Source organism: Microbacterium psychrotolerans (genome assembly GCF_031085295.1).
In the GTDB taxonomy this organism is placed as follows: Bacteria; Actinomycetota; Actinomycetes; order Actinomycetales; family Microbacteriaceae; genus Microbacterium; species Microbacterium psychrotolerans.
Map to the genome: position 1 here is coordinate 565,083 of NZ_JAVFWO010000002.1, position 18,505 is coordinate 583,587.

At 69.8% G+C, this 18,505-nt stretch carries 20 protein-coding genes and 4 tRNA genes; 18 read left to right on the plus strand and 6 right to left on the minus strand.

The window, feature by feature from the left end; genetic code table 11:
• Positions 1 to 4 precede the first annotated feature (4 nt).
• Positions 5 to 1,207, plus strand: coding sequence for an alpha/beta hydrolase family protein (locus Q9R08_RS07335; RefSeq protein ID WP_308867237.1), 1,203 nt, complete (start codon positions 5 to 7; stop codon positions 1,205 to 1,207).
• Between the two features lie 15 nt (positions 1,208 to 1,222).
• Here the strand turns inward: Q9R08_RS07335 and Q9R08_RS07340 are convergent, their stop codons facing one another.
• Both Q9R08_RS07340 and Q9R08_RS07345 read right to left on the minus strand, forming a co-directional pair.
• Positions 1,223 to 1,663: a SufE family protein gene (locus Q9R08_RS07340; protein ID WP_308867238.1), complete on the minus strand. Its 441-nt coding sequence runs from the start codon at positions 1,661 to 1,663 to the stop codon at positions 1,223 to 1,225.
• Positions 1,664 to 1,749: 86 nt separating this feature from the next.
• Entirely contained in the window at positions 1,750 to 2,655 is a 906-nt protein-coding gene (locus Q9R08_RS07345) for a sulfurtransferase (protein WP_308867239.1), read from the minus strand.
• A gap of 161 nt (positions 2,656 to 2,816) precedes the next feature.
• Here Q9R08_RS07345 and zapE point away from each other — a divergent pair, with 161 nt between their 5' ends.
• The 4 genes from zapE (at position 2,817) to Q9R08_RS07365 (ending at position 6,453) form a co-directional block, all read left to right on the plus strand.
• Positions 2,817 to 3,845, plus strand: coding sequence for a cell division protein ZapE (gene zapE / locus Q9R08_RS07350; protein WP_308867240.1), 1,029 nt, complete (start codon positions 2,817 to 2,819; stop codon positions 3,843 to 3,845).
• 199 nt (positions 3,846 to 4,044) lie between these two features.
• Entirely contained in the window at positions 4,045 to 5,313 is a 1,269-nt protein-coding gene (locus Q9R08_RS07355) for an ammonium transporter (RefSeq protein WP_308867241.1), read from the plus strand.
• A 93-nt stretch (positions 5,314 to 5,406) separates the two neighbouring features.
• Positions 5,407 to 5,943, plus strand: a complete 537-nt coding sequence (locus tag Q9R08_RS07360) for a type II toxin-antitoxin system PemK/MazF family toxin (RefSeq protein WP_418001323.1) — start codon at positions 5,407 to 5,409, stop codon at positions 5,941 to 5,943.
• 351 nt (positions 5,944 to 6,294) lie between these two features.
• On the plus strand, positions 6,295 to 6,453 hold the full coding sequence (locus Q9R08_RS07365) for a hypothetical protein (protein WP_308867243.1): 159 nt from the start codon (positions 6,295 to 6,297) through the stop codon (positions 6,451 to 6,453).
• A 79-nt stretch (positions 6,454 to 6,532) separates the two neighbouring features.
• Here Q9R08_RS07365 and Q9R08_RS07370 read toward each other — a convergent pair.
• A tRNA-Val gene (locus Q9R08_RS07370) sits at positions 6,533 to 6,608 on the minus strand.
• Between the two features lie 155 nt (positions 6,609 to 6,763).
• Here Q9R08_RS07370 and Q9R08_RS07375 point away from each other — a divergent pair.
• From Q9R08_RS07375 to Q9R08_RS07385, 3 genes are all read left to right on the plus strand, one after another.
• Positions 6,764 to 6,836, plus strand: a tRNA-Gly gene (locus Q9R08_RS07375).
• Between the two features lie 53 nt (positions 6,837 to 6,889).
• Positions 6,890 to 6,963, plus strand: a tRNA-Cys gene (locus Q9R08_RS07380).
• 27 nt (positions 6,964 to 6,990) lie between these two features.
• Positions 6,991 to 7,065: transfer RNA gene (locus Q9R08_RS07385), tRNA-Val, on the plus strand.
• Between the two features lie 45 nt (positions 7,066 to 7,110).
• Here Q9R08_RS07385 and Q9R08_RS07390 read toward each other — a convergent pair.
• Positions 7,111 to 7,323, minus strand: a complete 213-nt coding sequence (locus Q9R08_RS07390) for a KTSC domain-containing protein (protein ID WP_308867244.1) — start codon at positions 7,321 to 7,323, stop codon at positions 7,111 to 7,113.
• A 237-nt stretch (positions 7,324 to 7,560) separates the two neighbouring features.
• Between Q9R08_RS07390 and thrS the strand changes: the two genes are divergently transcribed.
• Both thrS and Q9R08_RS07400 read left to right on the plus strand, forming a co-directional pair.
• On the plus strand, positions 7,561 to 9,555 hold the full coding sequence (thrS, locus tag Q9R08_RS07395) for a threonine--tRNA ligase (protein ID WP_308867245.1): 1,995 nt from the start codon (positions 7,561 to 7,563) through the stop codon (positions 9,553 to 9,555).
• Positions 9,552 to 10,139, plus strand: coding sequence for an HIT family protein (locus Q9R08_RS07400; RefSeq protein WP_418001324.1), 588 nt, complete (start codon positions 9,552 to 9,554; stop codon positions 10,137 to 10,139). Before thrS ends, Q9R08_RS07400 begins: the two co-directional genes overlap by 4 nt.
• 64 nt (positions 10,140 to 10,203) lie before the next feature.
• Here the strand turns inward: Q9R08_RS07400 and pdxY are convergent, their stop codons facing one another.
• On the minus strand, positions 10,204 to 11,055 hold the full coding sequence (pdxY, locus tag Q9R08_RS07405; protein ID WP_308867246.1) for a pyridoxal kinase PdxY: 852 nt from the start codon (positions 11,053 to 11,055) through the stop codon (positions 10,204 to 10,206).
• Between the two features lie 7 nt (positions 11,056 to 11,062).
• Positions 11,063 to 12,406, minus strand: a complete 1,344-nt coding sequence (locus Q9R08_RS07410) for an aminotransferase class I/II-fold pyridoxal phosphate-dependent enzyme (RefSeq protein ID WP_308867681.1) — start codon at positions 12,404 to 12,406, stop codon at positions 11,063 to 11,065.
• A gap of 131 nt (positions 12,407 to 12,537) precedes the next feature.
• Here Q9R08_RS07410 and pdxS point away from each other — a divergent pair, with 131 nt between their 5' ends.
• From pdxS to Q9R08_RS07450, 8 genes are all read left to right on the plus strand, one after another.
• On the plus strand, positions 12,538 to 13,425 hold the full coding sequence (gene pdxS / locus Q9R08_RS07415) for a pyridoxal 5'-phosphate synthase lyase subunit PdxS (RefSeq protein ID WP_308867247.1): 888 nt from the start codon (positions 12,538 to 12,540) through the stop codon (positions 13,423 to 13,425).
• Positions 13,419 to 14,024, plus strand: coding sequence for a pyridoxal 5'-phosphate synthase glutaminase subunit PdxT (pdxT, locus tag Q9R08_RS07420; RefSeq protein WP_308867682.1), 606 nt, complete (start codon positions 13,419 to 13,421; stop codon positions 14,022 to 14,024). Before pdxS ends, pdxT begins: the two co-directional genes overlap by 7 nt.
• A gap of 37 nt (positions 14,025 to 14,061) precedes the next feature.
• The gene (locus tag Q9R08_RS07425; RefSeq protein ID WP_308867248.1) at positions 14,062 to 14,583 is read left to right on the plus strand and encodes a hypothetical protein; all 522 of its coding nucleotides are present in this window, start codon (positions 14,062 to 14,064) and stop codon (positions 14,581 to 14,583) included.
• Between the two features lie 173 nt (positions 14,584 to 14,756).
• Positions 14,757 to 15,518: a YebC/PmpR family DNA-binding transcriptional regulator gene (locus Q9R08_RS07430; protein ID WP_308867250.1), complete on the plus strand. Its 762-nt coding sequence runs from the start codon at positions 14,757 to 14,759 to the stop codon at positions 15,516 to 15,518.
• Positions 15,519 to 15,631: 113 nt separating this feature from the next.
• Complete coding sequence (gene ruvC / locus Q9R08_RS07435) at positions 15,632 to 16,210, plus strand: crossover junction endodeoxyribonuclease RuvC (protein ID WP_308867252.1); 579 nt, start codon at positions 15,632 to 15,634, stop codon at positions 16,208 to 16,210.
• Positions 16,211 to 16,290: 80 nt separating this feature from the next.
• Positions 16,291 to 16,917 (plus strand): Holliday junction branch migration protein RuvA, encoded by a 627-nt coding sequence (ruvA, locus tag Q9R08_RS07440; RefSeq protein ID WP_308867253.1) that lies wholly within the window; start codon positions 16,291 to 16,293, stop codon positions 16,915 to 16,917.
• Positions 16,910 to 17,935 (plus strand): Holliday junction branch migration DNA helicase RuvB, encoded by a 1,026-nt coding sequence (gene ruvB, locus Q9R08_RS07445; protein WP_308867255.1) that lies wholly within the window; start codon positions 16,910 to 16,912, stop codon positions 17,933 to 17,935. The genes ruvA and ruvB overlap by 8 nt, the downstream gene beginning before the upstream one ends.
• Positions 17,936 to 18,019: 84 nt before the next feature.
• Entirely contained in the window at positions 18,020 to 18,478 is a 459-nt protein-coding gene (locus Q9R08_RS07450; RefSeq protein ID WP_308867256.1) for a preprotein translocase subunit YajC, read from the plus strand.
• Positions 18,479 to 18,505: the final 27 nt, after the last annotated feature.

Genomic DNA, 18,505 nt, shown 5'->3' on the forward strand with positions numbered 1-18,505 from the left:
CTCGATGGTCGCCTCCAGGCGCGCCGCAGTGCGCGCCGCATCTCCTGCCCTCGTCGCCGGCGTGAAGGCCGCGCTCACTGTGCTGAGCGTGGCACTGGCCGGCGCGCTGGGCGCCCTTGCCGCCGGCTCCGTGCTGATGGCGCGCAAGGTGGTCACCCCTGCACGACGTCTGGCCGACACCCGCATCCTCGCGCTCGACACGGCCGCGCAGACCATCACGCTGTCGCGGACGGCCGACACCGAGCTGCCGGGGCGCTACGGTCTGTTCACGACGGGGTCGTCCGACTACATCAAGCTCGGCTCGGTGCTCTCGGAGGATGCGACAAGCGTCAAGCGCAAGCTCCTCACGCACATCCCCGCGGACGCGCGTCTGGAGCCCGAAGCCGCGTTCAGTGGGTGGTACTACGACCGTCCCGAGCAGCTCCAGCTGCCGTTCACCCCAGAGCTGATCGGCTCGACGGTCGGCCCCTGCCCGGCGTGGCTGTTCCCGGCGGGCGGAGGCGACACCTGGGTGATCCAGGTGCACGGTCGCGGCACCACGCGCGCCGAATGCCTCCGGGCCGTGCCGGTCTTCCACGCGCTGGGGATCACCTCCCTGGTCGTCTCGTATCGCAACGACGCCGAAGCGCCCCGCAGCCGCAGCGGCACCTACACCCTCGGGGCGACCGAATGGCGCGACGTCGACGCGGCCGTCGGCTTCGCCCGTCGTCGTGGCGCGCAGCGCATCATCATCATGGGATGGTCGATGGGTGGAGCCATCGCACTGCAGCTCGCGCTCAACTCCCCGCACGGCGACGCGATCGCCGGTCTGATCCTCGAGTCGCCGGTCGTCGACTGGCGCACCGTGCTGAACTATCAGGCTCGCGCGGAGCGCGTGCCCGGAGCGGTCAGCCGGCTGGCGATGGGCGCGCTTCAGACCGAGTGGGCGTCTCCGCTGACGCGGGCCGGCGCGGCCATCCGCCTCGATCAGCTCGACGTCGTCGCCCGTGCGGCCGAGCTGCGGCATCCGATCCTGATCCTGCACAGCGACGACGACGGCTTCGTGCCGTCGGACGCGTCTCACGGTCTCGTCGCGGCCCGCCCCGACCTGGTGGAGATGCAGGTCTTCGAAGTGGCGCGGCACACCAAGCTCTGGAACTACGACCAGGAGCGCTGGAGCACCAGCATCGGCGCATGGCTGACCGCCCAGGGGATCATCGCGGACTGAGCGGACCGCGGCGCGTCAGGCGGTCGAGGCGGCGCGGACCTGCCGCTGCGCCCGCAGGAGCATCCCCGTCATCCCGGAGATGCGCAAGGGCGATACGACGCGCGTGAGTCCCAGCGTCTGCGGGTAGTCGCCGGGCACTGCCAGCACCTCCGCTGCCGTGAGTCCGGTGAGGCCTTGTGCCAGGATGCTCGCGAAGCCGCGGGTCGTCGGCGCCTCGGGCGGCGCGGTGGCATGCATCGCGACGACGCCCTCGGCATCCACGTCGACGATGATGAAGACCGGCGACTGGCACTCGACCACGCGCTCGTACCGCTCGGGATGATCCTCGTACTCAGCCGGCACCGGCGGCAGCTCGTACGAGTACTCAAGCAGCAGTTGCAGCCGGTCGGGTTCGGGCAGCTCCAGGAACTCGTCGCGGATCTCGGCGAGACGGTCGGGCAGGACGGCTTCGGTCATCTCTGCCATCCTCCCACGCGGTGGAGCCGTGCGTCCCGGGACTGCGCGGATGACAGGGTTCGCACGGCGGGGGATGACGTCGCGGCTCAGCGGGCGGGCGCCGCTCCGGGCTCCGAGCCCGTCACGATCGGCACGCGCACGGCGCTGCCCCACTCGGTCCACGATCCGTCGTAGTTGCGGACGTCGTCGAAGCCGAGGAGGTGCTGCAGGACGAACCACGTGTGACTCGACCGCTCGCCGATGCGGCAGTACGCGACGATCGAATCGCCGTCGTCGAGGCCGATCTCGTCGCGGTAGATCGCGTCGAGCTCGGCGCGCGTCTTGAAGCCGCCGTCGGCGGCGACGGCGCGCGCCCACGGCACGCTCTGCGCGGACGGGATGTGGCCCCCGCGCAGCGCGCCCTCCTCGGGGTAGGCCGGGGCGGTGGTGCGGGATCCGTCGTACTCCTCGGGGGAGCGGACGTCGATGAGGGGCCCGTTGCCCAGGTGCGCGAGCACATCCTCCTTGTAGGCGCGCAGCGCCGCGTCGTCGCGCTCGACCAACGGGTAGCGGGTGGGCGCCGGCTCCGATGGCTCGGTGGTGATCGGGCGCCCCTCGGCGATCCACTTGTCGCGCCCGCCGTCGAGCAGGCGGACGTCTTCGTGGCCGAACAGAGAGAACACCCACAGCGCGTAGGCGGCCCACCAGTTGTTCTTGTCGCCGTAGATGACGACGGTGTCGTCGCGAGAGATGCCCTTGCGGCTGAGCAGGGCGGCGAAGCCCTCGCCGTCCACGTAGTCGCGGACCACGGGATCGTTGAGCTCGGTGTGCCAGTCGACCTTGACCGCACCGGGGATGTGCCCCGTCTCGTAGAGGAGGACGTCCTCGTCGGATTCCACCACGACCAGGCCCGGCTCGCCGAGATGCTCCTGGAGCCACTCGCCCGTGACGAGGCGGCCCGGCTGGGCATAGGCGGCGAACTTCTCGGACGAGGTGTCGGTCTCGACGGGCATGGGATCTCCTGGAGTCGGGTGAATCGAACGCGCATCCGCCATCCGGCGTCAGGCGAGGCGGGCGCACGCGGGCGACGGTTAGGGTTGAACCGTCGCCTCCGACCATAGATTCCCGGACGGGCGTGCACAGCCCCTCTGTAAGACTCCGACACAGGATCCGCATGACCGTCTCCGCCACACGCACCGGCGTCGTCCACCTCGTGGAGCGCGCCCCGCAGCTCGCCGGCGACGAGATGGTCGCCGCGCTGGTACCGCCCCCGCAGTTCGCCGACGCGACGTTCGACACGTATCGCGCCGACCCGGCGTACCCCTCGCAGCAGGAGGCCAAGGATCTGCTCCAAGCCTTCTCCGGAGCGTCGGCCCCTGCCAAGGGAGGCCTGTTCCGGCGCGCCAAGCGCCCCGAGCTCAAGCCGGGCGTCTATCTCGACGGCGGATTCGGCGTCGGCAAGACGCACCTGCTCGCCTCCGTCTACCACGCGATGCCCGCACGCCGGAAGTACTTCGGCTCGTTCATCGAGTACACGGCGCTCGTGGGCGCGCTCGGCTATCAGAAGACCGTCGAGCTCTTCCGCGGCGCAGACCTGCTGTGCATCGACGAGTTCGAGCTCGACGACCCGGGCGACACCATGGTCATGACCCGCCTGCTGGGCGAGCTGGTCGGGTCGGGCACCCGAATGGCCGCGACATCCAACACACCGCCCAACGCGCTCGGCGAAGGGCGCTTCGCCGCGCAGGACTTCCTCCGCGAGATCCACGCGATGGCCGCGAGCTTCCAGACGATCCGCATCGACGGCACGGACTTCCGTCATCGCGCGGTCGACGGTCACGCCGCCGTGCTGGAACCACCCCAGTACGAGGCCACGATCGCGGATGCCGCGGCGGTGGGGCTCGTGTCGGACGACACGTTCGACGCGCTCGTCGCCCATCTGGCCCACGTGCACCCCTCGCGGTACATCCGGCTCATCGACGGGCTGTCGCTCGTGGGGCTGCGCGACGTCACCGCCTTCAGCGACCAGTCCGCGGCTCTGCGGTTCGTCGCGTTCATCGATCGGGTCTATGACGCCCAGCTGCCGATCCGCGCCACCGGGACGTCGCTCGACCTGGTCTTCCCCGAGGAGATGCTGGCCGGCGGGTACCGGAAGAAGTACCTGCGCGCCATCTCCCGACTGGTCGCCTCGACACTGGACTGAGAGACACGACACTCGCCGGACCGGCCGACTCCGGTCGGATTCGCGGCCGGCATTCGGCCCGCCGAAACACGATGTTTACGTGCACGGGCCTCGTGTAACGAGGGAGAAACACGGGTCGGCCCGCTGCGGAAACGGACCGTGGTCACACTGAGGGGACCCGACGCTATACCTGCGTCCCTGCAGAGAGGTTCTCTTCGAGATGGATCAAGGCAACACCGCATTCATCCTGATATGCGCGGCGCTCGTCCTGTTGATGACGCCAGGACTCGCGTTCTTCTACGGCGGTCTCGTGAAGGCGAAGAGCGTCATCAGCATGATGATGCTCAGCTTCGGCGCGATGGGCCTCATCGGCGTCCTGTGGGTCGTCTACGGCTACGCGATCGCGTTCCCCGGCTCTGACGGCCTCGTGCCGCCGTGGTCGATCGACTGGTCGGCGATCGGGCTCAAGAGCCTGCTCGAGGTGCCCGAGGGTGCGGCGTACCCGCCGCTGGCCTTCGTCGCGTTCCAGGCCACGTTCGCCATCATCACCGTCGCGCTCGTCTCGGGCGCCATCGCCGACCGCGCGAAGTTCGGCTCGTGGATGATCTTCGCCGCCATCTGGGCGACGATCGTCTACTTCCCGGTCGCGAGCTGGGTCTTCAACTTCGGCCTCGCCGAGGACGGCAGCTTCGCCTACGGCGGCTGGATCACCTACGGCATGCAGGAATGGTTCGGCGTCGGCGCGATCGACTTCGCCGGCGGCACCGCCGTCCACATCAACGCTGGTGCGGCAGCCCTCGCGCTGGCGCTCGTCCTGGGCAAGCGCCTCGGCTTCCAGAAGGGCGTCCACGTCCCCCACAACCCGCCGTTCGTGCTCCTCGGCGCCGGCCTGCTGTGGTTCGGCTGGTTCGGCTTCAACGCCGGCTCCGAGCTGGCGGCCGACGGCACTGCCGCCCTGGCGTTCGTCAACACCATCGCCGCGCCGGCCGCTGCGCTGCTCGCGTGGATGGTCGTCGAGAAGATCAAGGACGGCAAGCCCACGTCGGTCGGCGCCGCTTCGGGCGCTGTCGCAGGCCTCGTTGCGATCACGCCTGCCTGCGCCTCGCTCGACCCGATCTGGGCGATCGTCCTCGGCCTCATCGCCGGCGCGGTCTGCGCCCTCGCGATCGAGCTGAAGTACAAGTGGGGCTTCGACGACTCGCTCGACGTGGTGGGCATCCACCTCGTCGGCGGCCTGATCGGAACGCTCTACCTGGGCTTCTTCGCCACCACCACCGGCCTCTTCTGGACCGGCGACGGCACCCAGCTGCTGGTCCAGGCGATCGCCGCCGTGTCGGTGCTCGTTTACTCGTTCGTGCTGGCCTACGTCATCGGGTTCGCGATCGAGAAGACGATCGGCTTCCGTGTCAAGAACGAGGACGAGGTCGCCGGCATCGACACCGTCGTCCACGGCGAGGAGGGCTACGTGCTCGAGGGCACGCGCGCCTGAGACGCATGGCACTGCCCGAAGGGGCGTCGCGGTTCCCCCCACCGCGGCGCCCCTTCGCCGTGTTCGGGCGAGGAGACGACTCCCGCTCCTAGGATGACGACTGTGACACGGCGAAACGGGCTGCTCGGCATCCTGGGCGGCATCCTGCGGCCCCGGAGGGGATCGGTGTCGACCGCTCCGCCCGTGCCCAGGGCACCGACCGAGAGCCGCAGCGGCCGCGCCGCGACCGTGGAGGTGCCGCCACCGTCCGCCCCCGCTCTGCGGATGGCGTATGCCCCCGACCGCGACGGCGACCCTGACGCTGGCGAGATCGTCTGGACGTGGGTGCCGTACGCAGAGAACGACGGCCGCGGCAAGGATCGTCCCGTGCTGGTCATCGCGCGGCAGAGCGACGACCGCGTCTATGCCGTTCGTCTGACGAGCAAGGCCCATGACGGCGACCGGGACTTCCTCGCGATCGGCACGGGGGAGTGGGACGCGCAGGGCCGCCCGTCCTGGGTCGACATCGACCAGCTCTACAGCGTGCATCGCGACGGCATGCGCCGCGAGGCATCCGCTCTCGATCCGGAGCGCTTCGCACGCGTTGCCGGCGCTCTCCACCGCCGCTACGGGTGGGTCGACGGCAGCTGAGATCGCGTCGGCGGGCGCAGTCACCTGTGAGCGCACACATGTGCGGCACGTACGGTCTGGGAATGAGCAGACAGCGGCCGTCCCCGTTCGATCCGAGCCCTCAGCGGGCGCAGACCGACCCGGTACAGCTGGTCGACGGGAACGACGAGGCTGCGCAACCCGCCTCGGAGACCGCCCGCGCACGCATGGTCGACAGCGATCGGGTGCGATCGCTCAAGCCGACGCACATCCCTTCTCGGTCGCCCGGGGACGAACTGGTCTGAGCCCCGAAGGCGCGACTTCGCAGACCGGCGGGACTATGATCCTGTCATCGCGGACGACCCGAACGACTCCGCGACTGGGGAGTTCAAGATGGACTGGGGAGTCCTTGCCGTCGTCGCGCTCGTGTGGACCGCGGCCGCCATCGGCCTCGGCCTGCTGCTGGGGCGCATGATCCGCCGTCGTGACGAGCAGAAGCCGACCAGACCGGCGGAGGCCGGAGAAGCGTCCCAAGACCGCCGTGCCGCCTGAACAGCGGGGGCCGGCCGATCACGGACGAACGGTCGCCGACGCGGGAATGCGAAAGCCCTCGGGGCTTCCGAGGGCTTCGTGGTGGGCGATACCAGACTCGAACTGATGACCTCTTCCGTGTGAAGGAAGCGCGCTACCAACTGCGCCAATCGCCCGTTCCCCGAGGGGGACGACTACCGATCCTACCGGATCCCGGAGCGTGCCTCGGACCACTTGCGCATGACACGCGCGGGGTGCGTTCGGTTTTGCAGGACGGCGAGGATCGGTTAGAGTCTTTCAAGTGCCCGGGTGAACAACCCGGGAGCGAAATGCGGATGTAGCGCAGTTGGTAGCGCACAACCTTGCCAAGGTTGGGGTCGCGAGTTCGAGTCTCGTCATCCGCTCGAGTGCAGGGATCTCCTCCAGGGATCACGGCACGTGGGGTCAAACCACACGCGGTGGCGTGGCCGAGCGGCTAGGCACCGGCCTGCAAAGCCGTTTACACGGGTTCGAATCCCGTCGCCACCTCCACTCCCGGTCCCGACCGGAGTTCGACTCGGGCGATTGGCGCAGCGGTAGCGCGCTTCCCTGACACGGAAGAGGTCACTGGTTCGATCCCAGTATCGCCCACCACCTGAAACCCCCGCCTCGGCGGGGGTTTTCGCTGTCCCCGGCGGGTCAGCGGACGTGCTCGGATGGATAGACGTCGCGGATCCGCTCGCGGAAGAAGCGGCCCGCGCTCTCGGCGTCGCGCAGTCCGCGGTACACCGACGGGGGGACGGCGAAGTATCGGTACAGCTCGCCGGAGCTGAACTCGAGCTCGAGCACAGCCATGTCGGCGTCGTAGCCGGCCGAGGCGATCGCCGCGGAGTCGAGGGAGTGTCGGCGCACCCGCTCAGGCTACGCCGCACCTCCGGCGACGATCCGGCACGACGTGCGAGTCGGACCGCATACCCGCACCCGGCCCCGCGCGGGCACTGGTTACACTCGAGGGATGGAACTCGTCTGGTCGACCGCTGCTGCGGCACTCGAGACCGACACGCGAACGCTCGGCGCCTGAGCGGGCGGGGCGTGTCGTGCGCCTGAAGCTGAGTAGCCTTGATCCGAGCCATTCCCAGGAGAGTTTCCGTGACTGACGCTGTGTCCCTGCCCATCGACGGCTTCGCCCTGTTCCCCGACCGCTCCGTGGTCGCACTGCGGGTGAACGGCGAACTGAGAGACCTCGCGACGGTGGTGAACGACACGGATGCCGTCGAGCCGGTCACCATCGACAGCCCCGACGGTCTCGCCATCCTGCGCCACTCGACCGCGCACGTGCTCGCCCAGGCCGTGCAGCGCATCAACCCGCAGGCCAACCTCGGCATCGGTCCGCCGATCACGGACGGGTTCTACTACGACTTCGGGGTCGAGCACCCCTTCACACCGGAGGACCTCAAGGCGATCGACAAGGAGATGCAGCGCATCGTCCGCGAGGGCCAGCGCTTCGTGCGCCGTGTCGTCAGCGACGACGAGGCGCGGGCGGAGCTCGTCGACGAGCCGTTCAAGCTCGAGCTCATCGGCCTCAAGGGCGGCGGGGCCGAGAAGACCGAGGGCGCCTCGGTGGAGGTCGGCGCGGGCGAGCTGACCATCTACGACAACGTCGACCGCGACGGCCAGACCGTGTGGAAAGACCTGTGCCGGGGTCCGCACCTGCCCAACACCCGGATGATCGGCAACGGCTGGGCACTGCAGCGCATCGCCGGTGCGTACTGGCGCGGGAGCGAGAAGAACCCGCAGCTGCAGCGCATCTACGGCACCGCCTGGCCGTCGAAGGATGAGCTGCGCGCCTACCAGACCCGCCTGGAGGAGGCCGCCAAGCGCGACCACCGCAAACTCGGCAAGGATCTCGATCTCTTCTCGTTCCCCGACGAGATCGGCTCGGGCCTGTCGGTCTGGCACCCGCGCGGCGGTGTCGTCCGCGGCGAGATGGAGCAGCACGCGCGTCGTCGCCACATCGCCGGCGGCTACACCTACGTCTACACGCCGCACATCTCGAAGGAGGACCTGTTCCTCACCTCGAATCACCTCGTCACTTACAAGGAGGGCATGTTCCCGCCCATCGTGATGGACGAGGAGCGCGACGAGAACGGCGAGATCACCAAGCACGGCCAGGACTACTACCTGAAGCCGATGAACTGCCCGATGCACATCCTTATCTACAAGGAGCGCGCGCGCAGCTACCGCGACCTGCCGATGAGACTGGCGGAGAACGGCACGGTGTACCGCAACGAGCTGTCCGGTGCACTGCACGGGCTCACCCGCGTGCGCGGCTTCACCCAGGACGACTCCCACCTCTTCGTCACGCCCGAGCAGCTGGAGCAGGAGGCGACCAACGTCCTGCAGTTCGTCATCTCGATGCTGCGCGACTTCGGCCTGGACGACTTCGAGCTCGAGCTGTCGATGCGCGACGACGAGAAGGAGAAGTGGATCGGCTCCGACGAGTTCTGGGACTACTCGACCAACGCGCTGCGCAACGTCGCGGTCGCCAGCGGGCTCAAGCTCACCGAGGTGCCCGGCGAGGCGGCGTTCTACGGTCCGAAGATCGATCTCAAGACCCGCGACGCGATCGGCCGCGTGTGGCAGCTGTCCACTGTGCAGGTGGACCCCAACCTGCCTGAGCGCTTCGAGCTCGAGTACACCGATCGCGACGGCCAGAAGAAGCGGCCGATCATGATCCACCGGGCGCTGTTCGGCTCCATCGAGCGGTTCTTCGCGATCCTGCTCGAGCACTACGCCGGTGCGTTCCCGGTGTGGCTCTCACCGGTGCAGGTGGTCGGCATCCCCGTCGCGGAGGACTTCGCGGACTATCTGGGCGACGTGATCGACCAGCTCAAGGCCGAGGGAGTCCGCGCCGAGCTGGACCACAGTGACGACCGCATGCAGAAGAAGATCCGCACCCACACCACGCACAAGGTGCCGCTGCAGCTGATCGCCGGCGCACAGGACCAGTCCGCGGGCACCGTGTCGTTCCGCTTCCGCGACGGGACGCAGGAGAACGGCGTCCCGATCGCCGACGCGGTGCGCCGTGTCCGCGAGGCCATCGCCTCCCACGCGCTGGTGAACACCGCGGAGGACTTCGCGTGACTCCTGTCGACGAGCCCGGGACCGGCGGCGCTGCGGATGCGGATGCCGCCGACCCGGCGCTCGTCGACGCCGCGACGCTTCCAGGGGTGCCGGACGAGTTCCAGCGTCTCTGGACGCCGCACCGGATGGCCTACATCCAGGCGGGTCCCGAGGTGCTGCGCAAGGAGTGCCCGTTCTGCGAGGCGCCGCGCAAGTCCGACGAGGACGGGCTCATCGTCTTCCGCGGGCGCACGGCGTATGCGCTGCTGAACCTGTTCCCGTACAACTCCGGACATCTGCTGGTCTGCCCGTACCGCCACATCGCCACGTACGACCAGGCGACCGATGAGGAGGTCGCCGAGATCGGGGCGCTCACCCAGCAGGGTATGCGCGTGCTGCGTCAGGTGTCGCGGTGCGACGGCTTCAACATCGGCATGAACCAGGGCCATGTGGCGGGCGCCGGCGTCGACGAGCACCTGCACCAGCACATCGTGCCGCGATGGTCGGCCGACGCCAACTTCTTCCCCATCATCGCCAAGACGAAGGCGCTGCCCCAACTGCTCGGCGACGTGCGCCGGGCGGTGGCCGACGCCTGGCACGGCTGATCGCGGGAGCGCATGCCGCAAGGGAACGGATGCCGCGGGCCGCGGCATCCGTTCGAGTGGATCGTCAGCGGACCTTCGTGACCTCGAACTGCAGGCGCGGGTGGGCGTAGGCCTCCTGCGACTCGATGAGCTGCAGCTCGCGCTCGCCCGACGCGTGTGTGCGCTCGAGCAGGTCGTAGACGCTCGAGGTCGTGCGGGCCAGAGCGTCGGCCGCGTCGCCGGTGCGTCGCAGGTGCGCGGTGAAGAGCGCCGCCGTGACGTCGCCGGAGCCGTTCGCCTTCATCGGAATGTGCGGGGTCTGCACGATCCACGCGCCGTCGTCCGTGACGGCGAGCATCTCGATCGTGCCCTCCGGGCGATCGGGGCGCTCGACGCTCGTGACGAGGACGGTGCTCGGCCCCATCGCCCGGGCGAGGTCGGCCGACGCGAGGGTGGACTCGAGGTCGGCGGGCTCGGTTCCGGTCAGGAAGCCCAGCTCGAACTGGTTCGGCGTGATGATGTCGGCGGCGGGCACGACGCGCTCCCGCAGCAGCACGGGGATCGCCGGGGCCACGAAGCACCCCGACTTCGCGTTGCCCATCACCGGGTCGCACGCGTATACGGCAGCCGGGTTGGCCTCGCGGACACGTGCGACGGTGTCGAGGATGACGTCGGCGATGCCCTCGCCGCCCTGATAGCCGGAGAGGACGACGTCGATCTGCGGGAAGACGCCGCGCTCCTCGATGCCCAGGATGACGTCGCGCACATCGTCGGGGCTGATCATCGGGCCGCGCCATGCGCCATAGCCGGTGTGATTGGAGAAGTTCACCGTGTACACCGGCATGACCTCGACGCCGATGCGCTGCAACGGGAAGACGGCGGCGGAGTTGCCGACGTGACCGTAGGCGACCGCGGACTGGATCGAGAGGATCTTCACCGCTCGATCATGCCACTTCTCGTGTGACGAGCCGCCCTCCGGCCGCCCGCACCGCGGCCGCGACGTCGGCGGCGAGGCGCTCGGCGTCGAGGTCGGCGAGGTCGTGCACCGTGAGGCGCAGGCGGCGCGACGGGGCGTCTCCGCCGAGGACGAACTCGTCGCCCGGCCGCGCCAGCCACCCGCGCCGCATCAGCTGCTCCGCGACCGCCCGCGCGGGCACGGGGAGCGGGATCCAGACGTTCAGTCCATCGCCGGCATCAGCGGGCACGCCCGCCGCGGTGAGCCGCTCGACGAACGCCGCGTTGCGCGCCGCGTAGTGCGCGCCCGCGCGCTCGATCGCGGCCATGGTGCCGGCATCCGTCAGCAGTGACAGGGCGAGGCGCTGGAGCAGGTGACTCACCCACGTCGTGCCCGGAGTGAGGCGCATCGCGAGCCGCTCCGCGGTCTCGGGATCGGATGCCGTCACTGCCAGGCACATGTCGGGTCCGAGGAACTTCGACACCGACCGCACGAGCGCCCAGCGGCGGTGACCGGGCGCGATGACGGAGTGGAACGGCTGCTGCGACAGCAGCGAGAAGTGGTCGTCCTCGATCACGAGGACATAGGGATGGTCCTCCAGCACACCGCGCAGCTCCTCGGCGCGTCGAGCCGACAGGCTGGCACCGCTGGGATTCTGCGCGCGCGGTGTGAGCACGACTGCCCGCACCCCCTGTTCGAGCGCCGCGCGCAGCCCGTCTGGTGTCATCCCTTCGTCGTCGACGGGCACGGGGACCGCCCGGTAGCCGCCGATGCGCACGGTGTGGATGCTGGTGAGGAAGCACGGGTCCTCGAGGGCGACCGCGTCGTCGCGCGTGAGCGCCTGGGCCAGCAGCCTCTCGACGGCGTCGGCCGCACCGCTCGTGATGGTGAGGCGCAGCTGGGCCGCCGGTGGGAGGCCGTCGCGCATCCACTCCCGTGCCCACTGCTCCAGCTCGGGGTCGATGACGGGCTCGCCGTAGAGGACGGGGCGGCCCGCCATCCCCGCGAGGGCGCGGGAGAGGTCGGGGATCAGCTCGGGATCCGGGTTTCCGGTGCCCACGTCGCGGAGCACGCTGCCGGCCGCGAAGCCCTCCTGCGCCACGGGGGACAGGTCGGCGACGCGTGTGCCGCTGCGGCCGCGCGTGACGATCACGCCCGCCTGCGTGAGCTGCCGGTAGGCGGCGACCACGGTGTTGCGATTCACGCCCAGCTCGTCGGCGAGCGACCGCACCGGAGGCAGCGGATCGCCGGGGAGCAGCTCGCCCCGTTCGATGCGCGCGCGCACGCTCTCGGCGATCTCCGAGGCGGATCGTCCGCTGATGTCGAGGGTCATCTGCCGCCCCTGCTGGTCGCTGCGGTCACCCACCGAACGGCGGGTGATCCTCATGCTATCTTTTGGCCTAGGCCAATACCCGCATTGTCCTCACCCGATGCGCTGCGGCGCTCCACTCGAAGGGAAAGCTCGTGACCACCGACACGGGAACCGACCGCGTCAAGCGCGGCCTCGCCGAGATGCTCAAGGGCGGCGTCATCATGGACGTCGTGACCGTCGACCAGGCGAAGATCGCCGAGGACGCCGGTGCCGTCGCCGTCATGGCGCTCGAGCGCGTGCCGGCCGACATCCGCGCCCAGGGCGGCGTCTCGCGCATGAGCGACCCCGACATGATCGACGGCATCATCGACGCCGTCTCGATCCCCGTCATGGCGAAGGCGCGCATCGGTCACTTCGTCGAGGCGCAGGTGCTGCAGGAGCTCGGTGTCGACTACATCGACGAGTCCGAGGTGCTCTCGCCGGCCGACTACGTGAACCACATCGACAAGTGGAGCTTCACCGTCCCCTTCGTCTGCGGCGCCACCAACCTGGGCGAGGCGCTGCGGCGCATCAACGAGGGCGCCGCGATGATCCGCTCGAAGGGCGAGGCGGGCACCGGCGACGTGTCGGAGGCCACCAAGCACATCCGCACCATCTCCAGCGAGATCAACCGACTCACGTCGATGTCCAAGGACGAGCTGTACGTCGCCGCCAAGGAGCTGCAGGCGCCATACGACCTGGTGGCGGAGATCGCAGAGACCGGCAAGCTGCCGGTCGTGCTGTTCGTCGCCGGCGGGGTGGCCACGCCCGCCGACGCCGCGATGATGATGCAGATGGGTGCGGACGGCGTGTTCGTCGGCTCGGGCATCTTCAAGTCGGGAAACCCCGCGCAGCGCGCCGCCGCCATCGTGAAGGCCACCACCTTCTACGACGACCCGAAGGTCATCGCCGACGTGTCGCGCGGCCTCGGCGAGGCGATGGTGGGCATCAACGTCTCCGACCTCCCCGCCCCGCACCGGCTCGCCGAGCGCGGCTGGTGACGACGCCGGCTCCGCGGGTCGGCGTCCTCGCACTGCAGGGGGATGTCCGTGAGCACGTGCGCGTGCTCACGGACCTCGGCGCCGACGTGACGACGGTGCGCCGCCCGACGGAGCTCGCCGCCATCGACGGGCTCGTGCTCCCGGGCGGCGAGTCGAGCGTCATCGACAAGCTCTCCCGTGCGTTCGGCATGCGCGAGCCCGTGCGCGAGGCCATCGCGACGGGAATGCCGGTATACGGGACGTGCGCCGGCCTCATCCTGCTCGCCGACCGCATCACCGACGGCATCGTGGGCCAGCAGACTTTCGGCGGCCTGGACGTCACGGTGCGCCGCAACGCGTTCGGCAGCCAGGTGGACTCGTTCGAGGTCGACCTCGACGTACCGGCCCTCGGCGAGTCGCCCGTCCACGCGGTGTTCATCCGAGCGCCGCTGGTCGAGGAGGCCGGCGCCGGCGTCGAGCGCCTCGCGGCGCTGGATGACGGGCGGGTCGTCGCGGTCCGCCAGGGCTCGCTCCTGGGCACCTCGTTCCATCCCGAGGTGACGGGCGAGCACCGCTTCCACGCCCTGTTCCTCGACATGGTGCGCGAGCGGCAGCGCTGACGGCGTGCGGACGACACGTCGGGGTAGATTCTGACTCATGACGATCAACGACTGGTGGCGCGAGCACCCGGAGGAGCGCTACTGGATGATCGCCCCGTCGCGCGGCGTCGTCGGCGATGCGCTGTCGGCACCGAAGGCCGCGGACGAGCGGCGATTCGAGTGGTCGCACGAGCTCGTCGGGTTCACCGAGCCCGGCGACACGCTGTTCGTCTGGGACCGGACTCTTCCGGTGCCCGGCATCGCCGCGTGGGGGCGAGTCCTGGGTCCCCTCGGCGAGGAGACGCGCGAGCGCCGCGGCGACGACCTGCCTCATTGGCGGATGCCGATCAGCGACACGCTGCGACTCGCGTCTCCGATCACGCTCCCGAGCCTCCGACGCGTCGGCGGCGAGATCGTCGCCGTGCGCGATCGGGTGGAGCAGCTCACGGACGGGCCGGTGTACTTCCCCTTCATCGGCTCGGCGGACACGCTCGGCCCGGCGCCGGCATACCTGACGAAGGTGCCGCGGGACCTGGTCGCGCTGCTCTCGTCGAGGTTCGGCTTCGAGTTCGCCCTGTAGGAACGGCCGCCCGGAGGCGAACCCGCGGCGTCGCGATGCCGCGGTGCGGGGGCGCTGCGGCGCAGTGATCGCGAACCGCGGCATCACGGGGAATAGAATTGTCCGTCGGCGGTGGCCGTGCCGGATGGCGCCGGTCGACGCGACCCGCCGAAGAGCGTGAATTCAGGAGGACCATGTCCGGGCATTCCAAGTGGGCAACGACCAAGCACAAGAAGGCGGTCATCGACTCTCGCCGTGCGAAGTCGTGGGCCAAGCTCATCAAGAACATCGAGGTGGCGGCCAAGCTCGGCGGCCCCGATCTTCAGGGCAACCCGACGCTGTTCGACGCGGTGCTCAAGGCCAAGAAGACCTCCGTCCCCAAGGACAACATCGACCGCGCCATCAAGCGCGGCGCGGGCATCGGCGGCGAGTCGGTCGAGTACTCGTCGATCATGTACGAGGGCTACGGCCCCAACGGCGTCGCTCTGATGATCGAGTGTCTGACCGACAACAAGAACCGCGCCGCGGCGGAGGTGCGCACCGCACTCACCCGCAACGGCGGCACTCTCGCCGATCCCGGCAGCGTGGCGTACAACTTCACCCGCAAGGGCGTCATCGTCGTCGGCGGCGAGACGACCACCGAGGACGACGTCATGCTGGCCGTCCTCGAGGCCGGCGCCGAGGAGGTCGAGCCGCACGCCCAGGGGTACGAGGTCATCACCGAGGCATCCGACCTCGTGACCGTCCGGTCGGCCTTGCAGGACGCCGGCATCGACTACGAGTCGGCCGACGTCGAGTTCGTCCCGAACCTCAAGGTCGAGGTCGACGCCGACACCGCGCGCAAGGTCTTCCGCCTCATCGACGCCCTCGAAGACAGCGACGACGTGCAGAACGTCTACAGCAACTTCGACCTCACCGCAGAGGTGCAGGCAGAGCTCGAGAACGACGAGGACTGAGCACGCCCGCTGCTGGCGCCACCGGCGCCAGCCTGTCGACTGAGGCGCGTGGACCCCGCCGCGGCCAGGCGCGCCTGGCCGCGGCATCCGTCATCCTCGCCTAGCGTGGGGGAGTGGCATCCGGAACCTCTCGCGGTCGTCTGCGCGTGCTCGGGATCGACCCGGGACTGACGCGCTGCGGCGTGGGCGTCGTCGATGTCGCACCCGATCGCTCCGCGACCCTCGTCCACGTGGGGGTCGTCCGGTCCGATCCGGGCGCCCCGATCGAGGAGCGGCTGGCGCTGATCGCCGCCGGGCTTCGTGCCGTGCTCGACGCGCACTCTCCCGACGTGGTCGCGGTGGAGCGCGTGTTCGCCCAGCACAACCGCGCCACCGTGATGGGCACCGCCCAGGCGAGCGGCATCGCGCTCCTCGTCGCAGGCGAGCGCGGCATCGCCGCCGCCACCCACACGCCGTCGGAGGTGAAGGCCGCGATCACCGGCTACGGCAACGCCGACAAGCGGCAGGTGCAGACCATGGTCGCCCGCGTGCTGCGGCTGGAAGAGCTTCCCAAGCCCGCCGACGCGGCCGATGCGCTCGCTCTGGCGCTCTGCCACGCGTGGCGCGGGGCACCCTCCACGACGGCTGCGTCGGGCCCCCTCACCCCGGCGCAGCGTGCGTGGGCCGACGCGGAGCGCGTCGCCCGCCGCTGACCCGGGCAAGGAGCGACGCTCGGGAGCGACGGCTGCGTGTCGCTCGAACAAACGTCCGAACCGCACCGTAGGCTCGATCCATGATCTCCTCAGTCCGCGGCACCGCCGTGCACGTCGATGCGGATGCGGTCGTCGTCGAAGTCGGGGGAGTCGGCCTGCACGTCGCGGTGACGCCGCAGGTCGCACGCAGCACCCACCTCGGCGACGACATCACCCTCCACACGTCGCTCATCGTCCGCGAGGACGCTCTGTCGCTGTTCGGCTTCGAGTCGCGCGAAGAGCTGACCGTGTTCGGTCTACTCCTGGGTGTCACCGGCGTCGGGCCGAAGTCGGCGCTCGGCGTGCTCGCCACCCTGACCGTGCCGCAGATCGCCGACGCCGTCTCAGCCGACGACGATGCGCCGTTCCGCCGCGTCTCGGGGATCGGCCCGAAGACCGCGAAGCTCATCGTGGTGCAGCTGGCCGGCAAGATCGCGGTGACGCGGCCCGCGGCCACGGGCGGGACGGATGCCGCCCTCTCGGCCACGATCCCGTCACAGGTGGTGGAGGCCCTCATCGGGCTCGGCTGGTCGGAGCGTGTCGCGATCGAGGCCGTCGACACCGTCGCAGCCGAGGCTACCGACACGGATCGGGCCTCGGTGCCCGCGCTCCTGCGACGCACGCTCTCGACGCTCGGACCCGCGCGGAAGGAGTCCGTGAGTGGTTGACGTGCGCGAAGCCGACGAGCCCGTCGACGAGACCGAGCTCGCCATCGAGGGCGCGCTGCGCCCCTCGTCGCTCGCGGAGTTCGTCGGACAGCAGAAGGTGCGCGGCCAGATGCAGCTGCTGCTCGACGCGGCGCGCATCCAGCAGCGGCCCGCCGATCACATCCTCCTGTCGGGTCCCCCCGGGCTCGGCAAGACGACCCTTGCGATGATCGTCGCCTACGAGAGCGGGCGCCCGCTGCGCCTCTCGAGCGGGCCCGCGATCCAGCACGCGGGCGACCTCGCGGCGCTGCTGTCGAGCCTCACGCCGGGGGAGGTGCTCTTCATCGACGAGGTGCACCGCATGGCGCGCTCGGCCGAGGAGATGCTCTACCTCGCGATGGAGGACTTCCGCATCGACATCATGGTCGGCAAGGGGGCGGGGGCGACGAGCATCCCGCTCGACCTGGCGCCGTTCACCCTCGTCGGCGCGACCACGAGGTCGGGGCTGCTGCCGAACCCGCTGCGCGACCGGTTCGGCTTCACCGCCCACCTCGAGTATTACGAGCCCGAAGAGCTCGAGCGGGTCATCGAGCGCTCGGCGGCGATGCTCGGCGTCACGCTGCCGCCGGCGGCTCGTGCCGAGATCGCACGGCGCTCGCGGGGCACGCCCCGCATCGCGAACCGCCTGCTGCGTCGCGTCCGTGACTATCTGGTGGTGCACGGCCGGACCGGTGCCGACATCGCCGCCGTCGACGCCGCACTCGACCTCTACGACGTCGACAGGATCGGCCTCGACCGACTGGACCGAGCCGTCCTCGACGCTCTCGTGCGCCGCTTCCGCGGCGGCCCGGTGGGCCTCGGCACGCTGTCCGTCGCGGTGGGGGAGGAACCCGACACGATCGAGTCCGTCGTCGAGCCGTACCTCGTGCGGATCGGTTTCATGGGACGCACGCCGCGAGGACGCATCGCCATGCCCGAGGCTTACGCGCACATGGGGGTGCCGGCGGCCGACTCGGTGCTCGGATTCAATGACCTATAATCGCTGGAGGCTTCCGCCCACCCCCGCCTGCAAGGCAACGCCGCCCGCGGCGGCTGCCTCATCCGAAAGGTGCTTCCAGCTCCCATGGACTTCGCTACGTTCCTGAGCAATTACGGCCTCATCATCCTGCTGGTCGTGCTCCTCGTCTTCATGTTCTGGAGCTCGCGCCGCCGTATGCAGAAGCAGAAGGCGGAGCAGGAGGAGAAGGCCCGCCAGACGGTGCCCGGCTCCGAGGTGCTGCTGCAGGGCGGCCTCTACGGCACGATCGTCTCGTACGACGCCGACAACCTCGACCAGCCGGCGATCGTCGAGCTCGCGCCCGGCGTGCAGATCAAGGTCCACAGCCAGGCGATCCTGCGTGTCGTGACCCCTGAGGTCGGTGTCGTCACCGAAGACGAGTACCTCGCCGCCGAGGAGAGCCACGCCGAGTACGCCGAAGGCGTCGCGAACGGCGACATCACCTCGATCAGCGACGACCAGACCGCTGCCGGCAAGGACAAGATCGATCCCGACGCCGAGCCCGGCACCAAGTCGCAGGGCTGAAGCACGTCCGTTCGCCCGTTCGGGCTC

Excerpts from the sequence above, each read along its gene's own strand:
- Q9R08_RS07335 (WP_308867237.1), top strand. The coding sequence starts at position 5 with ATGGTCGCCTCCAGGCGCGCCGCAGTGCGCGCCGCATCTCCTGCCCTC.
- Q9R08_RS07340 (WP_308867238.1), bottom strand. The coding sequence starts at position 1,663 with ATGACCGAAGCCGTCCTGCCCGACCGTCTCGCCGAGATCCGCGACGAG.
- Q9R08_RS07345 (WP_308867239.1), bottom strand. The coding sequence starts at position 2,655 with ATGCCCGTCGAGACCGACACCTCGTCCGAGAAGTTCGCCGCCTATGCC.
- zapE (WP_308867240.1), top strand. The coding sequence starts at position 2,817 with ATGACCGTCTCCGCCACACGCACCGGCGTCGTCCACCTCGTGGAGCGC.
- Q9R08_RS07355 (WP_308867241.1), top strand. The coding sequence starts at position 4,045 with ATGGATCAAGGCAACACCGCATTCATCCTGATATGCGCGGCGCTCGTC.
- Q9R08_RS07360 (WP_418001323.1), top strand. The coding sequence starts at position 5,407 with ATGACGACTGTGACACGGCGAAACGGGCTGCTCGGCATCCTGGGCGGC.
- Q9R08_RS07365 (WP_308867243.1), top strand. The coding sequence starts at position 6,295 with ATGGACTGGGGAGTCCTTGCCGTCGTCGCGCTCGTGTGGACCGCGGCC.
- Q9R08_RS07410 (WP_308867681.1), bottom strand. The coding sequence starts at position 12,406 with ATGACCCTCGACATCAGCGGACGATCCGCCTCGGAGATCGCCGAGAGC.
- Q9R08_RS07425 (WP_308867248.1), top strand. The coding sequence starts at position 14,062 with ATGACGATCAACGACTGGTGGCGCGAGCACCCGGAGGAGCGCTACTGG.
- Q9R08_RS07430 (WP_308867250.1), top strand. The coding sequence starts at position 14,757 with ATGTCCGGGCATTCCAAGTGGGCAACGACCAAGCACAAGAAGGCGGTC.
- ruvA (WP_308867253.1), top strand. The coding sequence starts at position 16,291 with ATGATCTCCTCAGTCCGCGGCACCGCCGTGCACGTCGATGCGGATGCG.
- Q9R08_RS07450 (WP_308867256.1), top strand. The coding sequence starts at position 18,020 with ATGGACTTCGCTACGTTCCTGAGCAATTACGGCCTCATCATCCTGCTG.